The following is a 26,903-nucleotide window of genomic DNA, read 5'->3' as shown; positions in this document are numbered from 1 at the left end:
GTTCCGTGTCCTGGTCCGTGGGCACCTCGCCTCAGACGGCGGCGAGAAGCCGGTCGCAGGCTTCGGCGACGACGTCCGGATCCCGCGCCACGCACATGCGCACGCAGTTGATCGTGCTGTCGCCGAACATGCCGCCGGGTGCCAGCCCGACGCGGGCCGTCGAGACGAGATCGAGGCAGGCCTGGCGTGCGTCGACCCCCTCGGGCGTGAGCGGGAAGAAGGCGTACATGCCGCCTTCCGGCATCTCCGGCAGGCGGATCGCGTTCGACCGGCCGAGCCGCGCATACACGGCCTCGAGCCCGGCGACGCAGCGATCGCGCATCGCCAGGGCGGCTTCCTCGCCGCTTCGCAGAGCTTCCAGGGCGCCAGCCTGCACGAAGGGTGCCGTGCCGCTGTTCACATACTGCGTCACCGCCCGGAAGGCCGGGGCGATGGAGGCGGGATGGTTCAGCCATCCGACGCGCCAGCCGGTCATCGCCCAGGCCTTGGAAAACCCGTTGATGCAGAGCGCCAGGTCCTCGTCCCCGGCGTGCTGCAGGAGCGACGGTGCCGCCCGGCCGGTGCGGCTGAGGCGGCTGTACATCTCGTCGCTGACGATCCAGATGCCGGTGCGCCGGGAGAACGCGACGAGGGCTTCCAGTTCGTCGGGACTGGCGCACCAGCCGCAGGGGTTGGAGGGAGTGGAGAAGACGATCGCCCGGGTGCGGGCATCGCAGGCGTCGAACAGCCGGTCGAGATCGAGCGACCAGCGCCCGTCGACGAGGTCGAGAGCGACCGGACGGGCCTGCGCCCCGGCGAGGTGGATCGAATGGCGGATGTTCGGCCACTGCGGCTCCACATAGACCGCGTTGGTGCCCGGCTCGAGCACCAGCGACAGGGCCAGGTGGACGGCCTGCATGCCGCCCGGCGTGACGGTCGAGCGGTCGAGGCCGAGGGTCAGCCCGTGGAGCTCCGACTGGTAGGCCGCGAGTTCGGCGGCCAGCGCCGGATGGCCGGCCATCTGCGGCACGTAGAACGTCTCCCCGCGCGCCAGGCTTTCGGTCGCGGCGCGGCGGATCGGCTCCGGCGTCACCACGTCGCTCTCGCCGTACCACAGGCGGATGACGTCCTCGACCGTGCCGGCCTTCTCGGCCAGGAGGGCGATGTTGTCGGTCTCCACGTCCGCGATCGCGCCGCGCACATGGGCGAGGGCGGTGTCCGGGGCTATGGCCAGTCGTTTCATGTTGATGCGTTCCGGTTCGTGGGGATGGATGGACGATCGGGATTCGGTCCGGCCGCGCCGAGGTCGACAGACAGGCCGGCCATCAGGCCGAGCGCCTCTTGGGCGAGATCGATCGGGAGGTGCTCGTCGGGGGCGTGCTGCAGCCAGCCGGGATAGGAATGCGACGGCCGCCGCAATGTCTGCCCCAGGGGCGTGTCTCACTCAGGATCATGGCGCTTCTCGAAGATCCAGCGGCGGGCGGACCCCGCCTCTCTCGGACGCGGCTCCGGTCAGCGCGAGCGGGATGCGGCGTCTCGGTCAAAGCCGGATACCACGCATCCGAGCCGAATCGAAGCGGCCGGGATGCCGGACGGTCCGCCTCGGTCTGACCGCTTGGCATTCAGCGCGGCGTGCGAAGCAGCATCGCCACCAGATAGGGGCCGCCGACGAGGGCAGCGAAGAGGCCGGTCGGCAGCTGATAGGGAAAGGCGAGGGCGCGCGCCGCGGTGGCGGGGAGGATCATGATCGCCGCGCCGAGGAGCGCCACGCCGACGATCTGCTCTCGCGGCCGGGCGAAGCCGATGCTGCGGGCAAGATGCGGCGCCATCAGCCCGACGAAGGAGAGCGGCCCGATGGCGAGCGTCGCCGCCGCCGTCAGGATCGCGGCGAGGGTGACCAGAAGCCCGCCCGCCCGCACCGGCGACAGGCCGAGGCTGTGCGACGTGACGCTGCCGAGGGCGCGAAGGATCGCTCTGTCCAGTTTGCTCAAGCCCGAAATCCACGCGAAGCGACGGGCTGACCAAACGAGTTCGTTACGCCATGGTTACGTCAGCGGGCACGAGATGGGTTGATTTCGATAGAGATCGAGGAAGGCGGATTGAGACGATCGAAGTCCCGGGAGTGCGGCGGTTCACGCAAATAAATCAATATTGTATGCGGAATTTGCGGCACATGACGCGGCCTGAGACAGTTTGAAACATCAACGTAAAAGGGAAAAATGGTGCCCCAAGCCGGACTCGAACCAGCGACCTACGCATTACGAATGCGTTGCTCTACCAACTGAGCTATTGGGGCGCGCGGCGAATGGCAAAGAGGCACCAAGCGTCGACGCCGTCCTGATACCGGCAAAAGGGCGGGCGTTCAAGGGCAAATCCGCGCGCAATCCATGGCACCTTCAGCCTGGAGACAGGTGGCGGGCGGCCGCGCGAGGCTGAGGCGGGTCGGCCCTGCCGGGCAAGCGCCCGCGATCCTCGTCGCGTCGTTCTCCTCCGCCGTGCATGGTTCTTGTTTTGATCGCTCAGAAGCGCGATCTTGGGGGTGATGACCGATCTGTTTCCGCCCGTCCCCGTCACGCCCTCGCTGTTCGCCGAAGCCCCGCCGCGGATCGTCCGGGTGATCGATACCGAGACCGCCGGCCATAGGCTGGAGGAGGACGCGGTCATCGAGATCGGCTCCGTCGACCTCGACCTCGTCAGCGGCGAGATCTTCCATCCGATGCAGTCCCTCTGCGATCCTGCCGGGGTGGCGATCAACCCGCATGCGCGCAAGGTCCATCACATCTCCGACGGCATGCTCGCCGGCGCGCCTTCCTTCGCCGAGGCCGCGGAAGCGTTTCGCGCGGCGCCGGTCTTCGCCGCCCAGCGGGCCGAGTTCGACCGCTCGCGCCTGCGATTTTCCGGTCGCTGGCTGTGCACCCACAAGCTGGCGCTCCGGGCGTTTCCGTCGGTCAAGGCGCATGGCCTGCAGAGCCTGGTCAAATACGTGCCGCTGGATCTTTCGCCGGTCGAGCCGCTGCTGGCGGGCCTCGCGCCGCACCGGGCGCTCTACGACGCGGTCTGCACCGCCGTCCTGCTGCGGGCGATCGCCGCGGTGCTGATGCCGCGCTGCCATGATCTGGCCGATTTCCTCGACCGGGCCGAGGCGGTCTCCAATGCGCCGACGCTGCTCGCCAGCCTGCGCTTCGGACGCCACAAGGGCGTGCCCATCGCGCAGGTGCCCGACGATTATCTGGACTGGCTGATCCGCGAGCCGGGGATGAGCGCCGATGCGGTGTTCACGGCGCGCCATCACCTGCGAACGCGGGGGATCCGCGGGGCTCGGGCCCTGCCGCAGCGGGCGTGACGTCGATGCGCGGCGCGGGAGAAGGGCCTCGCCCATCGACCCCGCGTCGGCCCCGCCCGGATCAGGCGTCGCGCCTGGCGATCCAGTCGTGGTCGGGATGGTTCTTGAAGCGCCACTTGCGCAACGGGCCGGCCATGACGTTGAGATAATACATCTCGTAGCCATAGGGCGCGGCGCAGGGGTGATGTCCCTTCGGCACCAGCACCACGTCGTGGTCGGAAACGCTCAGCGTCTCGTCGAGCGTGCCGTCCTCGGTGAAGACCCGCTGGTGGCCATAGCCCTGCGCCGGGTTCAGCCGGTGGTAATAGGTCTCCTCCAGATAGGTCATGTCCGGAAAGGCGTCCTCGTCGTGGCGATGCGGCGGATAGGACGACCAGTGGCCGGCGGGGGTGAAGACCTCGGTGACGAGCAGCGAATCCGCGACGTCGCGCTCCTCCATGGCGATGGCGTTGATGTGGCGCAGGTTGGTGCCCTTGCCGCGGTCGGCGAGCGGGATCCCGCCCGGCCCGATCCGCGCCGCCTTGTGGCCGCCGGAGCCGGGAGCCGTGCAGACCGCCAGCGTGCAGGCCGTCGTCGCCGTCGCCGACCATTCGCTTCCATTCGGCACATAGAGGCAGTGCGGCGGCGTCTTCTCGAAGACGTCCATCCGCTCGCCCATCTCGCCGAAGTCCTCGCCGGCGGCGGACATCTCCGCCTTGCCCTCGACGAGGACGAGGATCGCCTCGCGCTTGCCGGTCGCCTCGCCGGCGGTCTCGCCGGGCGCGAGGCGGTAGAGCGAGAAGCCGACATAGGCCCAGTCCGGCGACAGCGGGCCCTTCGCCGTCTCGGGCGTGATGGCGTGGACCTTGCCGGTGGTGCCGGCCGGCTTGCGCAAGAGATCGCTCATCGCGGCGCTCCTTTCGTCATTCATCGTCTTCCGCCCGGAGCCGCATGGTCGCCATCCCGGCCATCCGTTCCGTGCCGCTCGCCCGGCTCGCTCAGGACGCTTCGGAAAGCCCGGCCTCTTTCGCCAGCGCCTTCAGCGTCTTCAGGCCGAGCGACTGATACTCGACCGGATTGCGCACCGCCGGGTCCTGCTCGGCCTCGATGACGATCCAGCCCGCATAACCGTTTTCCGCGAGGATCGTCAGGCAGGGGCCGAAATCGACCCCGCCTTCCTCGTCGCCCGGCACCGTGAACACACCGCGGCGTACGCCTTCGAGGAAGGAGAGGCCGTCGCGCCGAACCTCGGCCATCACCTCGGGCCGGACGTTCTTGGCGTGGAAATGCGACACGCGGGAGATGTGCTTGGCGAGATAGGGCGCCGGATCGACGCCGTTGCCGCCGAAATAGAAGTGCCCGGCGTCGAAGAGCAGCCGCGTCGCCGGGCCGGTATGGGCCATGAACAGGTCGAGCTCGGCGGGCGTCTCCACCACCGTTCCCATGTGGTGGTGATAGACCAGCGGCACGCCCTCGGCCGCGCAGTGCTGCGCCACCGCCTCGACCTTCGCGCCGAACTCGGCCCAGCGCTCCTTCGGCAGGACGGGGGAGGCGGCAAGGCTCGCCGCGTCGCTGCCGTGGATGGCGTTGGAGGTCTCGCAGGCGATGCAGACCGTGCAGCCCATGGCCTTCAGCCGGTCGAGATGCGGCTGGATCAGCGCGATCTCCGCCTCGGCCGTCTGGGTGAGGAGGTTCAGCGAATACCAGGCGGAGACGAAGGCGAGGCCGTGGGGCTCGAGTGCGGCCTTCAGCGCGGCCGGATCCCAGGGCATCTTGTGGCCGTTCTCGATGCCTTCGAAACCGATCTCGCCGGCCTCGGAGAGGCAGGTCTCGAGGGAAATGTCGGCCCCGAGGCTGTGGTCGTCGTCATTCGACCAGGCGATGGGGTTGGTGCCGAAGCGGATCATTGCGCGCGTCCTGTGGGGGGAGAGATGGAAAGCGTCGGATTATGCAGAGGATGGGAATGCGTCGTCTGATGCGCCGCGCCGTACCCCCCTCTGCCTGCCGGCATCTCCCCCACAAGGAGGGAGATCGAACGTTCTGAGAGGGCAAAGCGGCGTGATCTCCCCCCTTGTGGGGGAGATGCCCGGCAGGGCAGAGGGGGGCGCGAAGGGCGCGGCCTTGTCCCGTTCCTTTGAAGGAACAGCGGCTTTGGCCTGTCCATGATGGGGATCATCTGACCCATGATCACCCGCCTGCGCGGATCATCAACTGCGCCTCGTAGGCTGCCCGGGCCTCGGCCACCTCCTCGCGCGACGAAACCTCCGGCACCGCGACGTCCCACCAATGGCCGCCGGGCTCGCTCGACGGGTACGGATCGGTATCGATCACCACCACGAACGGCCCGGCTGCCGCCTTCGCCCGCTCCAGCGCGGATTCCAGCTCGGCGATCGAGGCGACGTGGACGGCCGCGGCCCCCATCGAGGCGGCATGGGCGGCGAAGTCGATGTTCGACTTGTTCACGTGTTCGGTGTGGTCGAGGAGGTTGTTGAACTCCTCGCCGCCCGCCGACATCTGCAGCCGGTTGATGCAGCCGAAGCCGCGATTGTCGGTGAGGACGAGGGTGATCTTCAGCCCCAGCATCACGGCGGTGGCGAGCTCGGAATTCGCCATCATGTAGCTGCCGTCGCCGATCATGCAGACGACGTCGCGATCGGGCTCGGCCATCTTGATGCCGATGGCCCCGGCGATCTCGTAGCCCATGCAGGAATAGCCGTATTCCATGTGATAGGCGCCGGGGCGCGGGGCCTTCCAGAGCTTGTGGAGTTCGCCCGGCATGGTGCCCGCCGCGCACATCACCACCGTGTCCGGCCCGCTCGCCCGCTGCACCGCGCCGATCACCTGTTGGTCGGTCGGCAGTTCGTTGCCTTCGGGCGCGGCGGTGAGCGGATCGACGGAGGCGAACCAGTCGGCCTTCAGCGCCGGGCTCGGCACCGCGAAGCGGGCGTCTTCGAGGGCTTCGGAGAGCATTTCGAGGCCGACCTGCGCGTCGCAGCACAAAGGCTCGGCGCCGTGTTTCATCGCGTCATAGGCGGCGACATTGAGCGAGACGAGCTTGCGCGCGGGGTTCTTGAAGAGGTTCCACGAGCCGGTGGTGAAGTCCTGGAAGCGCGTTCCGACGCCGAGGACGAGATCGGCCTTTGCGCAGGTGACGTTGGCCGAGGACGAGCCGGTGACACCGACGGGCCCGAGATTCATCGGATGATCCCACGCGAGAGCCGACTTGCCGGCCTGGCTCTCGACCACCGGGATCTGGTGCTTCTCCGCGAAGGCGCGCAGCGCGTCCGTCGCGCCGGAATAATGGACGCCGCCGCCGGCGACGATCACCGGCTTTTCCGCCGCCTTCAGCAGCGTCGCCACTGCCACGAGTTCCACCGGGTCCGGATAGGGCCGGCGGATGCGCCAGACCTTTGGCTGGAAGAAGCTCTCCGGATAGTCGTAGGCCTCGGCCTGCACGTCCTGGCAGAAGGCGAGGCAGACGGGCCCGCACTCGGCCGGGTCGGTCATGGTGCGGAAGGCGCGGGGGAGGGCGGTCAGAAGCTGTTCCGGCCGCGTGATGCGGTCGAAGTAGCGGGTCACCGGCCTGAAGCAGTCGTTCACCGAGATCGTGCCGTCGGAAAAATCCTCGACCTGCTGGAGGACCGGATCGGGCCCGCGATTGGCGAAGACGTCGCCCGGGATGAGCAGCAGCGGCAGGCGGTTGATATGTGCAAGCGCCGCCGCCGTCACCATGTTGGTCGCGCCGGGGCCGATGGACGAGGTGACCGCCATGGCCCGCCCGCGGCCGCTCTGCTTGGCATAGGCGATGGCCGCGTGGCACATCGTCTGCTCGTTGTGGCCGCGAAAGGTGGTGATCATCTCCCGTTCGGCGTAGAGCGCCTCGCCGATGCCGGCGACATTGCCATGGCCGAAGATCGCCCAGACGCCGGCGAGGAAGGGTTCTCCCGCCTCGGTCATCTGGACGGCGAGATATTTCATCATCGCCTGGGCGGCGGTCAGCCTGATCGTCGTCATCTGGATGTCTCCCCGGCCGCATCGGCCTGGCCAGCCCGTGCCGCATCCCAGAGGGCACAGAGCCGGCGGTATTTGTCCGCCATCATCGCCACGGCCTCCTGCGGCGCCAGCGCGCCGGCAAGATAGGCCTTGGCCGCCTCGCCGAAGATCGTCCGGCCGACGGCGAACCCCTTCACCAGATCGAAGCGTGCCGCGGCGGCAAAGCTCGCCTGCAACGCCTCTTCCGATGCCTCGAGGCCGAGCATCACGATGCCGCGCACATGCGGATCGTTCTCGGCGATCGCGGCGCAGGCCTTCTCCCACGCCCCGACGCTCGCCATCGGCTCCAGCTTCCACCAGTCGGGATAGATGCCGAGATCGTAGAAGCGGCGGATCACCGTGGCCGTCGTGTCGTCGTCGACGGGGCCGGCCTTGGACGGGATCACCTCGAGCAAAAACTCCAGCCGGTTGCGGCGGGCGGCCGCAAACAGCCGGGCGACGCTCGCCTCCTGCTCGGCCCAGAGGTCCGGCGCGTCGTCCGGATGGCAGAAGCACAAGCACTTGACCACGTGCTCGTCCGGCCATTCGGCGAGCCCGCCGCAATCGGCGCCGATCTCCGGCTCGAAGGCGAGCGGCCGCGAGCCCGGCCACTCGACGGGACGGCCGATCCACAGGCCGCGGCCCGCCGCCCGGTAGAGCGCCTGGCGCCCGAGCCGGCCGTCGCAGAGGAGGCCGTAGCCCGGCCGCCCGTCCTGCACCTCGAGCACCGCGTCGAGGCAGAGCTGCTTGAAGGCGCCGATCTTCTCCGGGCTCGCTCCAGGCAGATCCTCGAGCTGCATGCGATGGTCGAAGGCGAAGACCCGCATCGTCGAAAAATCGCCCTTTCGGTTGGTCGACCAGTGGATCTGCTCGAGCTCGTCGTCCTTGCGCAGCGCCCTCTCGGTGACCCCGCGCTTCAGGAAGAACTGGAGTTCCGCCAGCGAGGGATAGGCCGGCGTGCAGCCATGACGCGAGACGGCGAAGGCGCCGCAGGCATTGGCGTATTCGAGCGAGCGCGGCCACGCCTCCCCGTCGAGCCAGCCCTTCAGGAGCCCGGCCATGAAGCCGTCACCGGCGCCGAGAACGTTGAACACCTCGATCGGAAAGCCCGGTCCGGCCTCGCCGTCGTCGAGGCTTGCCGGAATGGCGCCGGTGAAGGCGGCGGCGCCGGCCGCGCCGCGCTTGCAGACGAGGGTGGCGGAGGAGACCGCGCGCACTGCCTTCAGGGCGGCGAGAGTGTCCACCGTGCCGCCGGCGATGTGGAACTCCTCTTCGGTGCCGACGATGAGGTCGAACAGATGCAGCGTCGACTGAAGCTTGGCGGTGACCTTCTCAGAGGCGATGAAGCGCTCCTCGCCGGCACCATGGCCGGCAAGGCCCCAGAGATTCGGGCGATAGTCGATGTCGAGCGCTGTGCGGGCGCCGTGCTTCCGGGCGAGATCCAACGCCTTCAGCACGGCAGCCTCGGTGCGCGGGTGGCTGAGATGGGTGCCGGTCGCGACCACGGCCCGCGCCCTTGCGACGAAGGCCTCGTCGATGTCGTCTTCGCAGAGCGCCATGTCGGCGCAGTTCTCGCGGTAGAAGATCAGCGGAAACTGGCTGTCGTCCCGGATGCCGAGGATGACGAGGGCGGTGAGCCGCTCGGGGTCCGTGACGACGCCGGTCGTGTCGACGCCTTCGCGGGCGAGTTCCTCGATCAGGAAGCGGCCCATATGCTCGTCGCCGACGCGGGTGATCAGCGCCGATTTCAGCCCCAGCCGAGCCGTGCCCGTCGCCATGTTGGTGGGCGAGCCGCCGACATATTTGTCGAACGAGCGCATGTCTTCCAGCCGGCCGCCGACCTGCCCGCCATAGAGATCGACGGAGGAACGGCCGATGGTGATGAGGTCGAGATCCTTGTGCGTCAGATCGTCTGCCATCAGACCGTCCCGCCGAGGGAGCCTTCCAGCGCCGCCATCTCCTGGCCGCCGGCCATCAGGTCCTGCAGCTCGTTGCCGGTGATCTCGCCGCGCCTCGCCGTGCCCAGCGTCTTGCCGCGGTTGAGCACGGTGAAGCGGTCGCCGACGGCGAGCGCATGGCGGACGTTGTGGGTGATGAAGACGATGCCGACCCCCTGCTTGCGCACCCGGTCGATGGTGGCCAGCACGTTGGAGGTCTGGCGCACGCCGAGCGCCGAGGTCGGCTCGTCGAGGATGAGAACCTTCGCGCCGAAATAGACGGCCCGGGCGATGGCGACCGTCTGGCGCTCTCCTCCCGACAGGGTGCCGACCGCCTGGTCGGGCGAGCGCAGCTTGATGCCCATCTCACGCATGGCTTCCATGGTCGCCGCGTTGGCCTTGTCGATGTCCATGCGCTTGAACAGCCATTTCCCCTTGGTCGGTTCCCGGCCCATGAAGAAATTGCGGGTCACCGACATCAGCGGGATCATCGCGAGATCCTGGAACACCGTGGCGATTCCCGCCTCCATGGCGTCGCGCGGGCTCGAGAAGGCCATGGGCTTGCCATTGAGAAAGATCTCGCCCTTGGTCGGCTTGTGGACGCCGGACATGGTCTTGATGAAGGTCGACTTGCCGGCGCCGTTGTCGCCGAGCAGGCAATGGCACTCGCCGGGCAGCACGTCGAAGCTGACGCCGGCAAGCGCGATGATATTGCCGAAGTGCTTCTCGATGTTGTCCATGTGGACGATGGGCTTCGACATCTCAGCGCTCCCCCGTCACCCGCTTGCGGATGTAGTTGTTGAAGAGGACGGCGGCGAGCAGCATGGCGCCGAGGAACACCTGGAACCAGTCCTGGTCGATGGTGGTGTAGGTCAGCCCGATCGTCACCATGCCGAAGATGATCGCCCCGAAGAAGGCGCCGATAGCCGAGCCGTAGCCGCCGGTGAGGAGGCAGCCGCCGATGACGGCGGCGATGATCGCCTCGAACTCCTTCATGAAGCCGCGCCGCGCATCGGTCGAGCCGGCATCGATGACGGTGATGATGGCGACCAGCGTCGCGCAGCAGGCGGTGAGCACGAAGAGCGAGATCTTCACCTTGCGCACCGGCACGCCGGAATTCGACGCGGCGGTCTCGTCGCCGCCCGACGCGAAGATCCAGTTGCCCTGGGGCGTGCGCAGGAGGACGTAGGTGGCGACGAGGGCGAAGGCGACGAACCAGAGGATCTCGACGGGAATGCCCGGCACCTTGGGCACGCCGCTGGAGAAGCGGTCGATCAGGCCCTGCTCCGCGAGCCAGGCGAACAGGCCGGTGAAGGCGTCGCCGGAAAACACCGGCGTCAGGACGTCGGTCTCCACCGCATCGCGCACGCCGCGCAGCTGGGTGGAGCCGCCGGTGGCGATCTTCAGGCCGACCAGCGAAGCGCCGCGCAGGATGAACAGGAAGGCGAGGGTAACGATGAAGGAGGGCAGGCCGGTCTTCAGGACGATCGTGCCGTTGAGGGCGCCGAGCGCCGCGGCAATGGCGAAGGTCGCGGGGATGGCGATCACCAGCGGCATGCCGAAGGTGACGACGAAGGCGCCGAAGATCAGCCCGGAAAAGGCCACCATGGAGCCGATCGAAAGGTCGAACTCGCCGCCGATCATCAGCATCGCGGCGCCGATGGCGAGGATGCCGAGCTGGGCCGCGGGGGTCATGAAGTTCATGACGCCGGAGAGCGTGAACATCGTGTCCGAGGCGGTGAAGAGGAAGAAGATCGTCACCGCGACGACGCCGGCGAGCGCGCCGAGCTCGGGCCGCTTCATCAGCGTCGTGACGAAGCCTTCCCGCTTCAGCCGTTCGTCCTGAACGGCCTCTGAGACATCGGCCATGGGATTGTCCCTCGAAAAAGTCTTGAGCACGGAGAGGGTCGCGGCGCGGCTGGCGCCGCGACCCTTCAGGCGGTGACCCCGGTGGGGATCAGGCTCAGCGGATGCCCTTGGACGACAGCTCGATCACCTGGGACGCCTTCTCCTCGGTGACGAGGTTCGGGCCGGAGGGCACGTTGCCGCCGGGCATCAGGCCGTATTTCGCGTTGAGCGCCAGGAAGGCGACGGGCAGGTAGCCCTGCAGGAACTGCTGCTGGTCGATGGCGAAGGCCGCCTTGCCGTCGGCGACGTTCTTGAGAAAGCCGGCCGAAAGGTCGAAGCTCGCGACCTTCACTGTGTCGCCGCGCCCGACCGCCTCGACCGCCTGGACCGCCGGCTCGCCGACGGTGGCGGCGCCGAGGCCGAGGATGGTGTCGACGTCCTGGTTGGATTCCAGCGCCGCCTGCACCTTGGACTTCACCTCGGTCGGATCGTTCGAGGTCGGCACGACCTGGACGCTGCCGCCGAAGCCTTCCTCGAAACCGGCGCAGCGCTGGTCGAGCGAGACGTTGCCGACCTCCTGGTTGACGCAGAGCGCGGTCTTGCCGCCCATTTCCTTGAGCTTTTCGCCCGCCGCCTTGCCGGCGGTGAACTCGTCCTGGCCGACATGCAGGAGCGCGCCGAGCGTCTTCGACACGTCGGAGCCGGAATTCATCGAGATCACCGGGATGCCGGCCTGGACGGCCCGCTCGATCGACGGCCCGAGGGCGTCGGCATCGGGGATCGAGACGACGAGGCCGTCGGGCTCCTGGTTCACGGCGGCGTCGATGAGCTGGCCCATCTGCACCATGTCGAAGGTCTCGGGGGCCCGGTAGTCGACGCTGGCGCCGGTGTTCTTCGCGGCCTCCTCGACGCCGTTCTTGACCACCGACCAGAACGGATCGTTGGCCTGGCCATGGGTGACGACGATGATCTGCTGGGCCATGGCCGGCCCGGCGATGGCGAGCGCCACGGCGGCGCCGGTGAGCGTCTTCAGAAGTGTCATGTTGGTTTTTCCTCCCGCTGTCGAATTTTCAAATTGCGAACTGGCTGGTCTGCGCGGCCGCCGATCCTTGCGGCGACCGAACCCTTTCGTCTTCCGGCCGCCCTCCCGGCGGCTTATGGAAGATTTATTCCATTTTCGGCCTCGCCAGCCGGAATGTCAATTGCCTTCCTTGCGCATTCCGCCGACGGCGACCGCCAGCGAGGTCGCCAGGGTCATGGCGGCCGTGGGGACGCGAAAGGCGCCGACATCGACTTCGCGGGCGACGAGGAGGGTTCGCGCGGTGGTGGCCAGCGGTCCGTCGGCGGTGTCGCTGAGGCCGACGACCGGGATGCCGCGCTCGTGGGTGCGGGCGGCGAGCTGCAGCGTTTCCTGGGAGAAGGGCGCGAAGCTGACGGCGAAGAGCGCGTCGCCGGGGCGGATCGCGTGGTCGCTCTCGATCTGGCCGGAGGTGCGGTGGATCACCGTCGGCACCTGCATCTTGTCGAGCATGTAACCCATGGTGCTGACGATCGCGAAGGCGCGGCGCAGGCCGACGAGATGGATCGTGCCGGCCGCGGCGAGGATGTCGCAGGCCTGCTGCAGTCGCTCGCCGTCGAGGGTATTCATGAGTGATACCAGCGACTTGTGTCCGGCCTCGGCGAAGTTTGCGACAAGCAGCTCCGGCCCTTCCTCGCCGCGCTGGCGCAGCTGCGACAGCCGCTCGGCGTAGTCGGGTCGGAACTCGCGATATTCGGCGCGAAACAGCGCCTGCATCTCCGAAAAGCCGGAAAACCCCAGCGCCTGGCAGAATCGCATGAAGGCCGAGGGCTGCACCCCGGCGCCGGCGGCAAGGTCGGCGACCGTCGAGACCGCGACGAGGTGGATGTTCTGGCGCAGGAATCCGGCGCACTGGCCGAGCCGCTTCGGCAGCGACGCGTCGATGCCGTCGAGCCGATCGAGCAGCTCGGAGACGTTTTCCGGCGCCCGCGTCGTCTCGTTGCCTGTGGCCGCCATGGCGAATCTCCTGTCTTGACACCGGCACTATACAGGCGCATCCCACTGATGGAATAGATATTCCAAAGAAGGGGAGGGGAGGGGGTTCATGGCGATCGGTCTGGGGCTCATCGGCACCGGCTTCATGGGCAAGGCCCATGCGCTGGCCTACCGCGCCGCGGGCGCCGTCTTCGGCGATCTGCCGGAGGTGCGGCTGGCGCGGCTCTGCGACACGCCGCGGGACAAGGCCGAGGCGATGGCCCGGCAGTTCGGCTTCGACGGCGCGACGGACGACTGGCGCGACCTCGTCGCGAGCCCCGACGTCGACATCGTCTCGGTCACCACGCCCAACGCCCTCCACAGGGAGATGGCGCTGGCGGCCATCGCGGCGGGCAAGCACGTCCATTGCGAGAAGCCGATGGCGCTGACGCTGGAGGATGCCGCGGAGATGGAAGCCGCGGCCCGCAATGCGGGCGTCCGCACCATCGTCGGCTACAACTACATCCACAATCCGGCCTTCGCCCATGCGAGGCGCCTGATCGCGGGCGGCGCCATCGGCCGGCCGGTGCATTTCCGCGGCATCGTCGACGAGGACTACCAGGCCGATCCCGAGCTGGCCTGGACGTGGCGGGCCAGGCGCGCGGATGCCGGCCTCGGCACGCTGGGCGATCTCGGCTGCCACCTCGTCTCCATGGCCTGCGGCCTGATGGGGCCGGTGGAGAGCCTTCTCGCCGACACCCAGATCATCCACGAGACGAGGCCGCTCGCCGATGGCTCCGGCCGCGCCGCCGTCGAGAACGAGGACGCGGCCTCGGCGATCCTGCGCTTTCAAAGCGGCGCGCAGGGGACGCTCGTCACCTCGCGCTCGGCCTGGGGCCGCAAGAACCGGCTCGACTTCGAGGTGCACGGGACGAAGGGCATGATCGGCTTTTCGCAGGAGCGGATGAACGAGCTGCAGCTCTTCGTCGACGAAGGCGAACGGTCGCGCCAGGGTTTTCGGACCATCCTCACCGGCCCCGAGCACCCGCCCTATGGCGCCTTCTGCCCGGCGGCCGGCCACCAGCTCGGCTTCGGCGACCTGAAGACCATCGAGGTGGCCTCGTTCCTGCGCGCCATCGCGGACGGTTCGCCGAACCACCCCGACTTCACCGCCGCGCTGTCCTTCGAGGCGGTGATCCATGCCATCGACACCTCCGCCCGCGAGGGGCGGCGGGTCCATCTCTGACACCTGACGATCGTCCGCCCCGCCGGACAGGGAGGAACTCCATGAAAGTCGCACTCTTCGGCGCCGGCCGCATCGGCAAGGTCCACGCCGCCTCGATCCGGGCCGATCCGCGGTCCGAACTCGTAGCCGTCACCGACGTCGTCGCCGCGGCGGCGGAAAGCCTTGCGGCGGACCACGGCATCGCCGTGCGCTCGCCCGAGGACATCCTCGCCGACGCCTCGATCGACGCGATCCTGATCGCCTCCTCGACCAACACCCATGCCGAGCTGATCGAGAAGGGCGTCGCGGCGGGCAAAGCCATCTTCTGCGAGAAGCCGATCGACCTGTCGCTGGAGCGCGCCCTCAAGGTCCGCGAGATCGCCGCCTCGTCGGCCCGGCCGGTGATGATCGGCTTCAACCGCCGCTTCGATCCCAACTTTGCGGCGCTGAAGGCGGCCCTCGATGCCGGCGAGATCGGCAAGGGTGAGATGCTCGCCGTCACCTCCTACGACCCCGCGCCGCCCCCGGTCGCCTATGTCAAGGTCTCGGGTGGGCTCTACCGGGACATGATGATCCACGATTTTGACATGTGCGCCTTCCTCTTCGGCCTGCCGCAGAGCGTCATGGCGCATGGCTCCTGCCTGGTCGATCCGGCGATCGGCGCGGCGGGCGACGTCGACACCGCCGTCGTCGTCCTGACCTATGCGGACGGGCGCCTCGCCACCATCCGCAATTCGCGCCGGGCCGTCTTCGGCTACGACCAGCGGATCGAGCTGCTCGGCTCGGACGGCATGCTGGAGGCGAAGAACGAGATCGAGAACACGGTGGTGAAGTCCACCATCGCGGGCGTCGCCTCGGCCAAGCCGGTGTTGTTCTTCCTCGAACGCTACATGCGGGCCTATCAGATCGAGTGGGCGGCCTTCGTCGATGCGGTGGAGGACGGCAAGCCGGTTCCGGCGAGCGTCGCAGACGGGGTCAATGCACTGGCTCTGGCGGAAGCTGCGAACCGTTCGCTGAAGGAAGGAAGGCCGGTCGCGCTGGCCGACGTGATGATGGAGGCCTGACCCGTGGCCTTCACCCTCGCCGCCTGCGCCGAGATGCTGTGGCGCGACCGCCCGATGGAATGGCGGGTGAAGCGCCTGACCGAACTGGGGTTCCAGGTCGGGCTGTGGAACTGGCCGGACCATGACCTCGCCATGCTGGAGCGCTCCGGCGCGACCTTCTCGATCATGAACGGCTATCTCTCCGGCCGCCTCGCCGACGACGAGGGCGCCGCCGAGCTGCTGCGCACGGCGCGCCAGACCGCCGATGTCGGGCTGCGGCTCGGCGTCGCCCGGCTCAATCTGCACGGCACCGGCCTCGGGGAGGGCGGCCTGCCGGTGACGCCCTGCGACACCGTCAGCGGCGCCATGTGGATGAAGGCCCGCGACACGCTGGAGCGGATCGCCGATCTCGCCGAGGAGAAGGGTGTGACCTTCACGCTGGAAAACCTCAACCTGGCCGTCGATCACCCGGGCGTGCCCTTCGCGAGGGCCGAGGATACGCTGGCGCTGGTTTCGGCGGTCAACCGGCCGGGGCTGCGGCTCAATCTCGACCTCTATCATGCCCAGATCGGCGAGGGGAACCTGATCGAACTCTGCCGCAGGGCGCTGCCATGGATCGGCGAGGTGCAGGTCGCGGACGTTCCGGGCCGCTGCGAGCCGGGGACGGGCGAGATCGCCTATGCCGGCGTCGCTCGCGCCCTTGAGGCCATGGGCTATGACGGTCCGGTCGGGATGGAGGCCTTCGCCAGCGGCGATCCGGAGGCCGCGCTCCAGGCGTTTCGCGGCATCTTCGCCCCGGCGTGATCGCGCCTCGGCGGGCGCCAATGCCGCGAGGCGGTCGCCAGCCGCCCAGGCGACTGGGCGGGCCGTCCCGTCGGACTGCCCGCCCCGGATGCCCGCCCGGAATGTCTGCCCCGAAACGCCCGCCGCGCAACGCGCGGCCCGTGACCGGGCTGGACAGGCGAGAAGAGGTTTGCTCAAACCGCGGCAGCGCAGAAGGCCAAGTCTCGCCCGCCACGCCGGGGAAGGCCGTGAGCCGACGGTCGAGGCGTCGACGGCCATCATTTCCGGGAAGGCACACCCCCATGACCACGCAGCCGAACTCCGAGGCCGTCACCGAGATCTCCATCATCCGCCCGGACGACTGGCACCTGCATCTGCGCGACGGCGCGATGCTGAAGGCCGTGGCGCCGGTGAGCGCCGCAAGCTTCTCCCGCGCCATCGTCATGCCTAACCTCGTGCCGCCGGTCCGAAGCCTCGACGACCTGCGGGCCTATCGCAGCCGCATCGCGGCGGCGCTGCCGGGGGACGCGCGCTTCCGCCCGCTGATGACGCTGTATCTGACCGAGACCACCGATCCCTCCGCCATCACCGAGGGCGCCGCCAGCGGCGAGCTGACGGCGGTGAAGCTCTATCCCGCCGGCGCGACGACGAATTCCGACGCCGGCGTCAAGGATGTCTCCCGCGTCACCAGGGTGCTCGAGGCGATGCAGGCGGCCGACGTGCCGCTGCTCGTCCATGGCGAGGTGACCGATCCCGAGGTCGACATCTTCGACCGCGAGGCGGTCTTCATCGAGCGGGTGCTCGCCCCGCTGCGCAGGGACTTCCCGGCGCTGCGCATCGTCATGGAGCACATCACGACGCAGGAGGGCGCGTCCTATGTCGGCGAGGCGGACGAGACCCTGGCTGCGACGATCACGCCGCAGCATCTGATCATCAACCGCACCGACCTCTTCAAGGGCGGGATCCGGCCGCATCTCTACTGCCTGCCCATCGCCAAGCGCGAGAATCACCGCCAGGCGCTGCGCAGGGCCGCCACTTCGGGTAGCAAGAAATTCTTCCTCGGCACCGATTCCGCGCCGCATCTCGTGTCGCTGAAGGAATGCGCCTGCGGCTGCGCCGGCATCTTCAACGCCCCGGTCGCCATCCCCTATGTCGCGCAGGTCTTCGACGAGGAAGGCGCCCTCGACAGGCTGGAGGGTTTCGTCTCCCGCAACGGCCCGGCCTTCTACCGGCTGCCCGTCAACGAAAACAGGATCCGGCTGCGCCGCGCGGCGCCGGACGCGGCGATCTTCCGGAATATCGATGCCGGCGAGGACGGCAGCGTCGTGGTGTTCCGCCCCGACCGGCCGCTGGAGTGGTCCGTGGTCGCGGACTGACGGGCGCACGGGGGGCGGGCCTCGCCTCTCGGCTTGGTCGAGCCCGTCCCGACAGCATTCACACATGTCACGCTGGCGTTGCGTCAGCAACTGGTGGGACGAAGCGGCGTAGCAGGATGGATGGAAGCACGACCGCTTCGTCATCCCGGCCCCCGAGCCGGGATCCATTCCAAATCGTGGACGCCGTTGCGCCCGCGGGTTGCCGACGGATCCTTTGTTCTGAACCGAAAGGCCATTCCGACGTCGAGGAATGGATCCCGGCTCGGGGCCGGGATGACGACGTTTCCAGCGATGCGACCGTTCTTCCATGCCGATGTTGGGGTGGTGGGGACGATTGCCGACGCGACCGCACGAGATGTGCCAATCGTGTAGGCCCCGTCCCGATAAGCCAGGGGCAGCCCTTCAAACACCCGATGCAGTGGATGAAATGGACTGCCTCCGACGTCGATCCGGACTCCGGGGACGGGGCCCGGAAGACGAAGCGTCGACCCTCGCCACACATGAAACCCATCGGGCGCCGCCGGCCGGCTATTCCTCCGTCGGCGCGACCAGGATCAGCACGTGCAGGTCCTCCTTCGGGACGAAGTCCTGATAGACGACCTCGAACTTCGTCGGCGCGATCTTCTTCACGCCGCTGGCGCAGAAGCTGACGAGGTTCTTCGCCGCGCCCTTGTCGACGACGAGCCGGAAGGTGCCGATGGGCTTGGCCCAATTGGCTCCCGTCGTCAGCACGTAGTCGATGTAGCGGTCCTGATAGCCGCCGCCCTCGAAGCCCGCCTTCGCTCCAGCGCGCTTCACGGCCGCGATGATATCGTCCTCGACGCAGTAGCGAGCGCGGAACTGCCGTGCCTCTTCCGGGCTCTGATAGCTGGCGCCGACCTCGGTCGAGACGAAGCTGCCGACCGAGGGCTTGTAGCTGTGGCTGACCCTCACCGTCCGGCCGGGCGGAAAGGTCTGGTCCCAGTGATAGGCGAGGCGGATCGACCAGTTCGGCGCCAGATGCCGCTCCCAGCCCTTGCCGGCGTCGTATTCGTTCACCACCGCGATCTCGTCGGCGACCAGCGCCTGCTGCTCGGCTTCCGGCAGCGCGTCGAGCGCGTCGACCACATTGCCGGCAAAGGGGGCGAGGGGCACGCCGAGCTCCGCCAGCCTGTTCGAGACGTTCTCGCCGTCATGATAGGCGGCGCGGTCGATGGTCATCTCCACCGGCTTGCCGTCCACCATCGTCTCAAAGAGGAACGGGTCGTCCGGATTGTCCGACGGCAGGTCGACATTGCCGTTAAAGGGATCGATCGCGATTTCCGGCAGCGGAAAGGCGACGGTGGTCGTCACCGGCTGGTCGGTGACGTTGACGAACTCGTAGTCGACGCTGATCCGCTCGAGCGAGATCGCCAGATCCTCCCGCCGCATCTCGATCGCATCCGTCTTGGTCAGCACAAGGCCGCCGGCGGCGAAATTCGCGGTGGAATCGTTGGCGAGCGCCGGGCCTGCACAGACGAAGAGCAGGAGGGCGGAGAAAAATCCACGAAACGGCAACCTTCCCTCCCGAAGCGGCCGCGGGTCGAGATGCGGCCTCAGTCGCCGCGACATTGCCGCAGCGTCATCGCGGCCGCAAGTCCCTGTGGAGAAGGCCGGAGCCGGCACCTCTGAAGCCCTCGCGCCGCCACCTTGGCGGCAGGCTCGCAAGGGCGGCGCGTCAGTTGAAGGACGGCGGTTGCGACAGGTCGATGCCGCCCGGCGCTCCGGTGCCCCCATTGCCGCTGCCGTCGTTCGGCGGAGTCTGGGATGCTCCTTGTTCGGGCGTCCGGGTCGCGCCGGGCCCGTTGCTGGCGGACGCGCCGGCTCCCGACGGTGCCGCGGCGCCCGCTCCCGGCGTCGCCGCGCCGCTCGCCGCCGGCGGGTTGCCGAGCTGGAGCGGCGGCAGGCCGAAGGCCGGCGCCGGCGATGGCCCGGGCGACTGCGTGCCGGGAGCGGCGGTGCCCTGGCCGCCCTGCGGTGCCGGCTGGCTGCCCGGGAAGCTCAGCGGCGGCAGGCCGAAGCCGGGATTGCCGCCACCGGGTGCGCCAACTCCGCCGGCGCCGTTGCTGCCGCCGAGGGGCGGCAGGCCGAAGTTCGGCGCCCCGCCGCCGCTGCTGCCGAGCCCGGGCATGTCCACCTTGAAGTCCTGGCTGCTCGGCGGCGGCGCCTCGGACTTGTAGCGCATCACCATGCCCGGAAAGGCGATGGTCAGGCCCACCATCACCACCTGGATGCAGACGAAGGGCACCGCGCCCCAGTAGATCTGCCCGGTCGTCACCGGCTCCATCCGCTTGCCGGTGATCCGGTCGAGATAGGGGATCTTCGCCGCCACCGAGCGCAGGTAGAACAGCGCGAATCCGAAGGGCGGATGCATGAACGACGTCTGCATGTTGATGCCGAGCAGCACGCCGAACCAGATGAGGTCGATGCCGAGGTTTTCCGCTGCGGGTGCCAGCAGCGGCACGATGATGAAGGCGAGTTCGAAGAAGTCGAGGAAGAAGGCGAGGAAGAAGACCAGCACATTGACGACGATGAGGAAGCCGGTCTCGCCGCCGGGAACGGCGGTCAGCAGTTCCTCGACCCAGATATGGCCGTTGACGCCGTAGAAGGTCAGCGAGAACACCCGCGCGCCGATCAGGATGAACAGCACGAAGGCCGACAGCTTGGTGGTCGCCTCCATCGCCTGGACCAGCAGCGAAGTACTCAGTCGGCGCTTGGAAAAGGCGAGGATCAGCGCTCCCACGGCGCCCATGGCGCCGCCCTCGGTCGGCGTCGCGACGCCGAGGAAGATCGTGCCGAGGACCAGGAAGATCAGTGCCAGCGGCGGCACCATGACGATGATCACCTGCTGGGTGAGGTAGGAGAGAAGCTTGAGCTTCAGCGCCTTGTTGAGGACGGCGAGGGTGTAGATCGCCACCACGCCGATGACGGCGCCCCAGATTCCCGCTCCCTGCAGGACATAGCCTTCGAGATAGAGGGTCGCGAGGTAGGAAACCGTGCCTGCCGCGATCAGGCTCAGAATGAGCGAAGTGACGCCGCCGCCGAGCGTGCGGGCTTCCGGCGGCAGTGCCGGGGCGGACTTGGCGTTCAGCATCGTCACGGCGAACATGTAGAGGACATAGAGGCCGGTGAGCACCAGCGCCGGCACCAGCGCGCCGGAATACATGTCGCCGACCGAGCGGCCGAGCTGGTCGGCGAGAACGATGAGGACCAGCGAGGGCGGCACGATCTGGGCGAGGGTGCCGGAGGCCACGATCACGCCCGAGGCGAGCTTGCGGTCGTATCCGTAGCGCAGCATGATCGGCAGGGAGATCAGGCCCATGGCGATCACCGACGCGGCGACGACGCCGGTGGTGGCGGCCAGAAGCGCGCCGACGAAGATCACCGCATAGGCGAGGCCGCCGCGAAGCGGACCGAACAGCTGGCCGACGGTCTCGAGCAGATCCTCGGCCATGCCGGAGCGTTCCAGGATCAGCCCCATGAAGGTGAAGAACGGAATCGCCAGCAGGGTGTCGTTCGACATCACCCCGCCGAAGAACCGGTCCGGCAGGGCGCCGAGCAGCGGCCAGAAGAGGTTGATGTCGTCGGACAGCGGCGCCAGCTCGACGCCGATGACGAAGAAGCCGAGGCCGATGGCGGCCAGCGAGAAGGCGACCGGATAGCCGAGAAGCAGCACCACCACGAGGGTGAGGAACATGATCGGCGCGAGATTGTGGGCGATGAATTCGGTCATCGGCGCGCTCCCACGGTTCCGGCTATCGTCGCAAGGGTTTCCGGTCGCGCCGCCGAAGCTCGGTCGATCGATGTACTGGAGAACGAAGCGAGTTCGACCCCTTGCCGTCGTTGCAGGCTCGAGACTGCTACAGGCGCTGAGAGTTTCGCAGTCAGTTCCTCGATCCAGAGATGCCCGTTGACCCCGAAGAAGGCGAGAGAGAAAGTCCGCAATCCGATCAGCACGAAAATCAGGCTGGCGGACACGCTGGCACTCATGCGGACCGATTGGCGGATTAGCGGGCGAATGTGCGACTGGCGCGCGATGGCCATCGTCAGCGCGGCAGCTGCGCCGAAAGCCAGCGCTTCAGCTGTTCTCATGACATCGCTCGCGCTGGCCGCCGCAACTGCCAGAACGATTGCCGCAGCGACCATGATCACGCTTGGTGTCGGCGCAGTCGTTGCGACTGCCGAGCTGGGTTTGAACTGTCTGGACATGACGAAGAGAGCCAGCACGAGACCGGTACCATGAGCGGCCGTGGCCCATGTGACGTTGTCGAAGGCTGGCCCGTCGAGCAGGAGCCAGAGATTCGAAGCGATCAGATATTCCACGGCCAGGAACGCAGCGGCGATCGCGAGCGCCATGATCAAAAGTCGGCGATAGCCGGCTTTGCTCAAACTATCGAACGCGGTCTTGCCTTCGCCAAGGAGGATGAAGGCGAGAATCGCCGACATGAGCAGAAGCAAGGGGATGGCGAGCAGGGTATCGTTCGACATCACCCCGTCGAAGAACCGGTCCGGCAGGGCGCCGAGCAGCGGCCAGAACAGGTTGATGTCGTTGGACAGCGGCGCCAGCTCGACGCCGATGACGAAGAAGCCTAGGCCGACGGCAGCCAGTGAGAAGGCGACCGGATAGCCGAGAAGCAGCACCACCACGAGGGTGAGGAACATGATCGGCGCGAGATTGTGGGCGATGAATTCGGTCATCGGCGTGGCTCCCTCGTCTCGGTGCCGTCGTTTTGGAGGGTGCCTTTCGCGCCTGTCGGCAGTTTCGTCCCTCCCTGCGGCTCGTCGGGGGCGAGCGCCGAAAGCTCCATCGCCTCGGCGGCGTGGCTGACGCCTTGCGGCGTCTCGTCGGGATAGCCGGCGAAGAGCACGGCGCCGCGCTTGATCAGCTCGGACACGCCCTGCAGCAGCAGCAAGAGGAAGCCCCCCAGAAGCAGCGCCTTGGCCGGCCAGATGATCAGGCCGCCGGCATTGCCGGACCGCTCGCCGCTGGTGAAGGACAGGAGGACGTAGGGCCAGAGGAGCCAGACCATCAGCGCCGCGAAGGGCAGGAGGATCACGATGTGGCCGACGAAGTCGATCCAGTCGCGGGTGCGCTTCGACAGGGCGTTGGAGACGATGTCGACCCGGATGTGCTCGTTGCGCTGCAGCGTCCAGGCAGCGGCGAGCATGAAGATCGCGCCGAACAGATACCACTGCAGTTCGAGCCAGGCATTGGACGAGAGGTCGAAGAGTTTGCGGATCACCGCGTTGCCGGCACTCACCAGCACCACGACGAGGACCAGCCAGGCGACCGCGCGCCCGACGAACGCCGTCAGGCCGTCGATGGCGCGCGCGAAAGACATGAGAGCCGACATGCGGCCTGTTCCCCCAATCGTCGGGGATCGACGCTCGACACCGCGCCTTGCGGGCTTCGCCGTCCACCGCTTCATCGTTGTCGGACCGGCCCAGGAGGCTGGTTGTCAGGATGGCGCGATGGTTCCCCCGCGCCGAAGGTGTGGGTTGCGTTAAGCAAATTCCCCCGACTGCGCAAGAGCGATGGCATTGAGCACAAGATAAGACAAGGTTAGCGTCTCAGGAGCCATCGACCCGCGAGGCGGTAATCATGGCCGGCGGGGCGTAGAGACGCATCCCGGACTGGTGTTGGGCGAGACTTGGCGATCGTGCGGAGATGGAATGATCGCCGAAGGATTGCGGCGACCGGGGCAGGCGTGAACGGGCCCGCCGGGCTCCGCCGGGACCGCGAGCATGGCTCTGGACAGGATCGCGCCGGGCGGGCATTCCTCGGTGCATGTCCGACGAGTTTCCCCCGCACTGGCCGCGCTTCATGACCGACAGGGAGCTGAGGGCCTATTTCGGCCTCTCGGAGCGGGCGCTGAAGCGCTACCGCGCCCTGAAGGAGTTTCCCCAGAAGGACGTCGTCGTCGGCAAGACCGATTCGCTCGCCATCGGCCGTTTCTTCGACTGGGTGGCGGGCATTGCCGATCATCCGCCGCGACGGAGCGGGCGCTACGTGCCGGCGGCCGAGAAGGACAAGCCCTGAGCGCCGGCCGAGGCGGCAAGCGGCAACGAGTCATGCCTGCGGCTGCGTCGCTCGCCGGTGGCGCGGCGCCGGCGCCTGGCGGCTTCGTCCGCCGGATGCGCGCTCTCGACCCCGGCAGGCCCGGAAGCTCCGGGGCTGCCCTTCAACGGCCTGTGCCCCGCCGAGGGCGGGGCACGACGATGTGCTGAAAGACGTCGCGCGCCGGCAGCCGCCGGCGGATCGTCACTTGCTGAAGGTGGCGCCCGAGCCGGGGACCAGAACCGACCGGCGCTGGGTGCGGCCGGAATCCTCAAGAGCCTTCGTCTTCTGGTCGGTGGCGTCGCGGCGCACCGGCGCCTGGCTGCCATAGCTGCGCGTCGAGCCGGTGCTGAGCTGGTCGTCGCTCCGCGTCGTCGTGACGACGGCGGGGGGCTCGTAGAAGTCGGCGCCCGAGCCCGGCACGAGCCCTGCGGCGGACGATGCTGCCGGTGCGGCCATGAGCATCGTCAGCCCGGCCGCGATCGCGAGAGTGTTCTTCATGGGGGTGTTCCTATCCAGATCGGACCTGACGTCGGAGTTCGACTTTCCTCCGACCTGTCCCAATTACGGTCTAGCAAGCGCAAAATTCGTGCTGTAGACTTAACTTCGGGACATCTCGTCCCGTGGATGGGACGAGGATGCACGACCTCAACGATTTCCGCTATTTCGAGGCGGTGGTCCGCAACGGCGGTTTCAACGCAGCCGCCAGGGACATCGGCATCGGCAAGTCGACGCTGTCGCGGCGGATCCTGGCGCTCGAACAGGATCTCGGCGTGCGGTTGATCGAGCGCACGACCCACAGCTTCGCCGTCACCGCGATCGGCCGCGAGTTCTACGAGAAGTGCCGCGTCGCGGTCGGCCAGCTGCAGTCGGCCGAGATGATGGCGACGGCGATGAGCGCGGAACCACGCGGCCTCGTCACGGTCGCGGCCCTGCCGGGCGCCTGCGCGGCGACGCTCGGAGCGGGGCTGCCGGAATTCCTGGAGCAGTTTCCCAAGGTGCGGGTGCGCCTGCTCCTCGGGATGCGCCATTTCGACCTCGCCGAGGAGCATATCGACGTGGCGATCCGCGGCGGCCGGCTCGATCAGCCCGGCGATGGCGATCTCGTCGTCAAGAAGATCGCCGAAGTCACCTGGTCGCTGGTCGCCAGCCCGGCCTATCTCGCCAAGGCCGGACGGCCGGCATCGCCTGCCGATCTGACGCGCTTTGCGACCCTTGCCCGAGACGGGAACGACGACGAGACCTGGCGTCTCCTGCATAGCGGCGGCGAGATGCGGACGGTGCGCCTCCAGCCGCGGCTCGTCTCGGCCTCGCTCCCGGTTCTCGCCCAGGCGGCCCGCAACGGCGGTGGCATCGCGATCCTGCCGGAACTCTTCACCGCGAGCATGATCCGGGCCGGCGAATTGGTCCGGGTGTTGCCGGACTGGGCCGGCGAGAGCGAGGTGATGCATCTCGCCTTTCCCTCGCGCCGTTCCATGCTGCCGGCGGTCCGCGTCTTCGTCGACTTCGCCCATGCCCGCCTGACGCATCTCATCCGCGGCAAGTGCAACAGCCTCGCCGACTTCGTCGACGCCGCCTAGGCGGGATGGCCGGCGACCGGAGCGCTTCCCGAACCGCGTCGACCGACATTGCCTCGGCCGCCGGCGAGTGGCTATGACACGGCGATGGCAAGGAATTCGACCAGAGCAAGGCCGGTCAGCGCGGAATGGCTGATGCGCGCCGCCATCCACTATGTCGAGCGCTACGCCACCTCGACGGAAAACCTGCGCAAGGTGCTCCGGCGCAAGGTCGCGCGCCGCGCGGCTCCGGCGGGCGAAGCGCCGGCTCCCCACGAACCGCTGATCGAGGCGACGGTGGCGCGGCTCGTCGAACTCGGCCTCGTCGATGACCACACCTATGCCCAGGCGCGGCTGGCGAGCCTGCGGCGCAAGGGCGCCTCGCGGGTCATGACGACTGCCAGGCTGATCGAGAAGGGTCTGCCGCGGGAGCTCGTCGAGGCGACGCTCGAGAGCGACGAGACCGAGGAGGCGGAGGCTGCCGCCGCCTATGTCCGCCGCCGCCGCTTCGGCCCGTATCGCAGCCCCGGCCGGGGCGACCGCCGCGAGCGGGAAATCGCCGCGATGGTGCGGGCGGGCTTCCCGCTCGGCGTTGCGGTCGCCGCCATCGATGCCGCCGTCGATCCTGTGGACGCGTCTGCCTCGGACGAGAATTAAATAATTCCGCCAAGGATTTGCGCGCTCGATTGGCGGCGGAACCTCGCGCCGGTGGTGCCGTTGTCCCTGCAACAACGCAACCAGGATCGACGATCGACGCAGGCAGCTGCCACAGCCGATCGCGGCCTGCCGAAAGGGACAAGCAACATGCCCAAGATTACCGAAGCCAGGATCGCCATTCTCGCCACCGACGGGTTCGAGCAGGTGGAACTGACGGAGCCGCTCGAGAAGCTGCGTGCCGCCGGTGCCACCGTCGACGTCGTCTCGACCAAGCCCGGCACGATCACCGGTTGGGACCAGGATCACTGGGACAAGGAAATACCGGTGGACAAGGAACTCTCCCAGGTCCGCACCAGCGATTACGACGCGCTGGTGCTGCCGGGCGGCCAGATCAATCCGGACAAGCTGCGCAGCGACCCCAAGGTCGTCAGCTTCGTGCGGGAGTTCTTCAACTCCAAGAAGCCGCTGGCGGCGATCTGCCACGCCCCCTGGTTGCTGATCGAGGCGGACGTCGTCCGCGACCGGGACGTCACGTCCTACAAGTCGATCAAGACCGATGTCATCAATGCCGGTGGCAAGTGGCACGACGAGGAAGTGGTCGTCCACCAGGCCCTGATCACCTCGCGCAACCCCGGCGATCTGCCGGCCTTCATCGCGAAGATCATCGAGGAGGTCGAGGAAGGCCGCCACGAGGACCGCAAGGTCGCCTGAGACGCATCACTCGTACCGGCGGGCCGCGACGCGCGGCCTGCCGTTCCCGATGTTACTCCGCCGGCTGAGCTCCATGCGGGCTCCGCCGGCTTCTTGCGTCCGCCAGGTTCTGCTTGACGGCCAGGATATCCTGCTGAAGCCGGGCGATATCCTCGTTGTAGACGGTATAGGCGGGATCGTCCTCGGGCTGGTCTTCCAGCCTCGCCTGTTCGGCGATCGCCCGCAGTTTTTCCCGCAGGGCCTCTCGCTCCGAGGGCGAGCGGCGCGGCGCGGCCGGGGCGGCCGGCGGGGGCGGGGCCAGCGCCGGCACGGCGGTCGGCGCGGCGGGACGAGCCTGCGCCGCGACAGGCAGGCTCGCCGCCAGC

Annotated in this window: 24 protein-coding genes, 1 tRNA gene and 1 pseudogene; 9 read left to right on the top strand and 17 right to left on the bottom strand. The window is 68.1% G+C overall.

Annotation, left to right across the window (positions count from 1 at the left end):
* Positions 1-31: 31 nt before the first annotated feature.
* The 3 genes from ATO4_RS15445 to ATO4_RS15430 all read right to left on the bottom strand — a co-directional run bounded on the left by ATO4_RS15445 (position 32) and on the right by ATO4_RS15430 (position 2,275).
* The gene (locus tag ATO4_RS15445) at positions 32-1,222 is read right to left on the bottom strand and encodes an aminotransferase class I/II-fold pyridoxal phosphate-dependent enzyme (RefSeq protein ID WP_083592433.1); all 1,191 of its coding nucleotides are present in this window, start codon (positions 1,220-1,222) and stop codon (positions 32-34) included.
* A gap of 379 nt (positions 1,223-1,601) precedes the next feature.
* On the bottom strand, positions 1,602-1,970 hold the full coding sequence (locus ATO4_RS15435) for an iron chelate uptake ABC transporter family permease subunit (protein ID WP_176223012.1): 369 nt from the start codon (positions 1,968-1,970) through the stop codon (positions 1,602-1,604).
* 229 nt (positions 1,971-2,199) lie between these two features.
* Positions 2,200-2,275, bottom strand: a tRNA-Thr gene (locus tag ATO4_RS15430).
* Between the two features lie 246 nt (positions 2,276-2,521).
* Here ATO4_RS15430 and ATO4_RS15425 point away from each other — a divergent pair.
* A complete protein-coding gene (locus tag ATO4_RS15425; protein ID WP_083592430.1) occupies positions 2,522-3,322 on the top strand; it encodes an exonuclease domain-containing protein in 801 nt (266 codons plus the stop codon).
* Between the two features lie 61 nt (positions 3,323-3,383).
* Here the strand turns inward: ATO4_RS15425 and iolB are convergent, their stop codons facing one another.
* From iolB to ATO4_RS15385, 8 genes are all read right to left on the bottom strand, one after another.
* Positions 3,384-4,208, bottom strand: a complete 825-nt coding sequence (gene iolB / locus ATO4_RS15420) for a 5-deoxy-glucuronate isomerase (RefSeq protein WP_083592429.1) — start codon at positions 4,206-4,208, stop codon at positions 3,384-3,386.
* A gap of 91 nt (positions 4,209-4,299) precedes the next feature.
* Complete coding sequence (gene iolE / locus ATO4_RS15415; protein WP_083592428.1) at positions 4,300-5,208, bottom strand: myo-inosose-2 dehydratase; 909 nt, start codon at positions 5,206-5,208, stop codon at positions 4,300-4,302.
* A 280-nt stretch (positions 5,209-5,488) separates the two neighbouring features.
* Positions 5,489-7,315, bottom strand: coding sequence for a 3D-(3,5/4)-trihydroxycyclohexane-1,2-dione acylhydrolase (decyclizing) (iolD, locus tag ATO4_RS15410; RefSeq protein WP_083592427.1), 1,827 nt, complete (start codon positions 7,313-7,315; stop codon positions 5,489-5,491).
* Positions 7,312-9,252: a 5-dehydro-2-deoxygluconokinase gene (iolC, locus tag ATO4_RS15405; protein ID WP_083592426.1), complete on the bottom strand. Its 1,941-nt coding sequence runs from the start codon at positions 9,250-9,252 to the stop codon at positions 7,312-7,314. The genes iolD and iolC overlap by 4 nt, the downstream gene beginning before the upstream one ends.
* Entirely contained in the window at positions 9,252-10,031 is a 780-nt protein-coding gene (locus tag ATO4_RS15400; RefSeq protein WP_083592425.1) for an ATP-binding cassette domain-containing protein, read from the bottom strand. The genes iolC and ATO4_RS15400 overlap by 1 nt, the downstream gene beginning before the upstream one ends.
* Before the next feature lies 1 nt (position 10,032).
* Complete coding sequence (locus ATO4_RS15395; protein ID WP_083592424.1) at positions 10,033-11,139, bottom strand: ABC transporter permease; 1,107 nt, start codon at positions 11,137-11,139, stop codon at positions 10,033-10,035.
* 94 nt (positions 11,140-11,233) lie between these two features.
* Complete coding sequence (locus ATO4_RS15390; protein WP_083592423.1) at positions 11,234-12,160, bottom strand: sugar ABC transporter substrate-binding protein; 927 nt, start codon at positions 12,158-12,160, stop codon at positions 11,234-11,236.
* A gap of 156 nt (positions 12,161-12,316) precedes the next feature.
* A complete protein-coding gene (locus tag ATO4_RS15385; protein WP_083592422.1) occupies positions 12,317-13,153 on the bottom strand; it encodes a MurR/RpiR family transcriptional regulator in 837 nt (278 codons plus the stop codon).
* 88 nt (positions 13,154-13,241) lie between these two features.
* Here ATO4_RS15385 and ATO4_RS15380 point away from each other — a divergent pair, with 88 nt between their 5' ends.
* The 4 genes from ATO4_RS15380 (at position 13,242) to pyrC (ending at position 17,538) form a co-directional block, all read left to right on the top strand.
* Entirely contained in the window at positions 13,242-14,357 is a 1,116-nt protein-coding gene (locus tag ATO4_RS15380; protein WP_083592421.1) for a Gfo/Idh/MocA family oxidoreductase, read from the top strand.
* A 41-nt stretch (positions 14,358-14,398) separates the two neighbouring features.
* Entirely contained in the window at positions 14,399-15,400 is a 1,002-nt protein-coding gene (iolG, locus tag ATO4_RS15375; protein ID WP_083592420.1) for an inositol 2-dehydrogenase, read from the top strand.
* 33 nt (positions 15,401-15,433) lie between these two features.
* Positions 15,434-16,183, top strand: a complete 750-nt coding sequence (locus ATO4_RS15370) for a TIM barrel protein (protein WP_083592488.1) — start codon at positions 15,434-15,436, stop codon at positions 16,181-16,183.
* 281 nt (positions 16,184-16,464) lie between these two features.
* On the top strand, positions 16,465-17,538 hold the full coding sequence (pyrC, locus tag ATO4_RS15365; protein ID WP_083592419.1) for a dihydroorotase: 1,074 nt from the start codon (positions 16,465-16,467) through the stop codon (positions 17,536-17,538).
* A 528-nt stretch (positions 17,539-18,066) separates the two neighbouring features.
* Here the strand turns inward: pyrC and ATO4_RS15360 are convergent.
* From ATO4_RS15360 to ATO4_RS15345, 4 genes and pseudogenes are all read right to left on the bottom strand, one after another.
* Complete coding sequence (locus tag ATO4_RS15360; protein WP_176223011.1) at positions 18,067-19,074, bottom strand: DUF4424 domain-containing protein; 1,008 nt, start codon at positions 19,072-19,074, stop codon at positions 18,067-18,069.
* A 160-nt stretch (positions 19,075-19,234) separates the two neighbouring features.
* Positions 19,235-21,289, bottom strand: a complete 2,055-nt coding sequence (locus ATO4_RS15355; RefSeq protein ID WP_083592417.1) for a TRAP transporter large permease subunit — start codon at positions 21,287-21,289, stop codon at positions 19,235-19,237.
* Between the two features lie 725 nt (positions 21,290-22,014).
* Positions 22,015-22,254, bottom strand: a pseudogene (locus ATO4_RS28805) (C4-dicarboxylate ABC transporter); the annotation flags it as partial.
* The gene (locus tag ATO4_RS15345; protein WP_083592415.1) at positions 22,251-22,910 is read right to left on the bottom strand and encodes a TRAP transporter small permease subunit; all 660 of its coding nucleotides are present in this window, start codon (positions 22,908-22,910) and stop codon (positions 22,251-22,253) included. The gene ATO4_RS15345 and the pseudogene ATO4_RS28805, both read right to left, overlap by 4 nt.
* A gap of 434 nt (positions 22,911-23,344) precedes the next feature.
* On the opposite strand from ATO4_RS15345, the gene ATO4_RS15340 reads away from it, so the two are divergent.
* Positions 23,345-23,596 (top strand): hypothetical protein, encoded by a 252-nt coding sequence (locus ATO4_RS15340; RefSeq protein ID WP_083592414.1) that lies wholly within the window; start codon positions 23,345-23,347, stop codon positions 23,594-23,596.
* Positions 23,597-23,818: 222 nt separating this feature from the next.
* On the opposite strand, the gene ATO4_RS15335 is transcribed toward ATO4_RS15340, so the two are convergent.
* The gene (locus ATO4_RS15335; protein ID WP_083592413.1) at positions 23,819-24,115 is read right to left on the bottom strand and encodes a hypothetical protein; all 297 of its coding nucleotides are present in this window, start codon (positions 24,113-24,115) and stop codon (positions 23,819-23,821) included.
* A 137-nt stretch (positions 24,116-24,252) separates the two neighbouring features.
* Here ATO4_RS15335 and ATO4_RS15330 point away from each other — a divergent pair, with 137 nt between their 5' ends.
* The 3 genes from ATO4_RS15330 (at position 24,253) to ATO4_RS15320 (ending at position 26,538) form a co-directional block, all read left to right on the top strand.
* Positions 24,253-25,194, top strand: a complete 942-nt coding sequence (locus ATO4_RS15330; RefSeq protein ID WP_083592412.1) for a LysR substrate-binding domain-containing protein — start codon at positions 24,253-24,255, stop codon at positions 25,192-25,194.
* Positions 25,195-25,326: 132 nt separating this feature from the next.
* Positions 25,327-25,827 (top strand): RecX family transcriptional regulator, encoded by a 501-nt coding sequence (locus ATO4_RS15325; protein ID WP_245308771.1) that lies wholly within the window; start codon positions 25,327-25,329, stop codon positions 25,825-25,827.
* A gap of 147 nt (positions 25,828-25,974) precedes the next feature.
* Entirely contained in the window at positions 25,975-26,538 is a 564-nt protein-coding gene (locus ATO4_RS15320) for a type 1 glutamine amidotransferase domain-containing protein (RefSeq protein WP_083592410.1), read from the top strand.
* A 52-nt stretch (positions 26,539-26,590) separates the two neighbouring features.
* Here ATO4_RS15320 and ATO4_RS27765 read toward each other — a convergent pair.
* The coding region (locus ATO4_RS27765) for a hypothetical protein (protein ID WP_176223010.1) at positions 26,591-26,903 on the bottom strand (313 nt) is incomplete at its 5' end.

The organism is Aurantimonas sp. 22II-16-19i (genome assembly GCF_002088275.1).
Lineage (GTDB): Bacteria > Pseudomonadota > Alphaproteobacteria > Rhizobiales > Rhizobiaceae > Jiella.
This window is presented reverse-complemented; position numbering and strand designations above follow the sequence as displayed.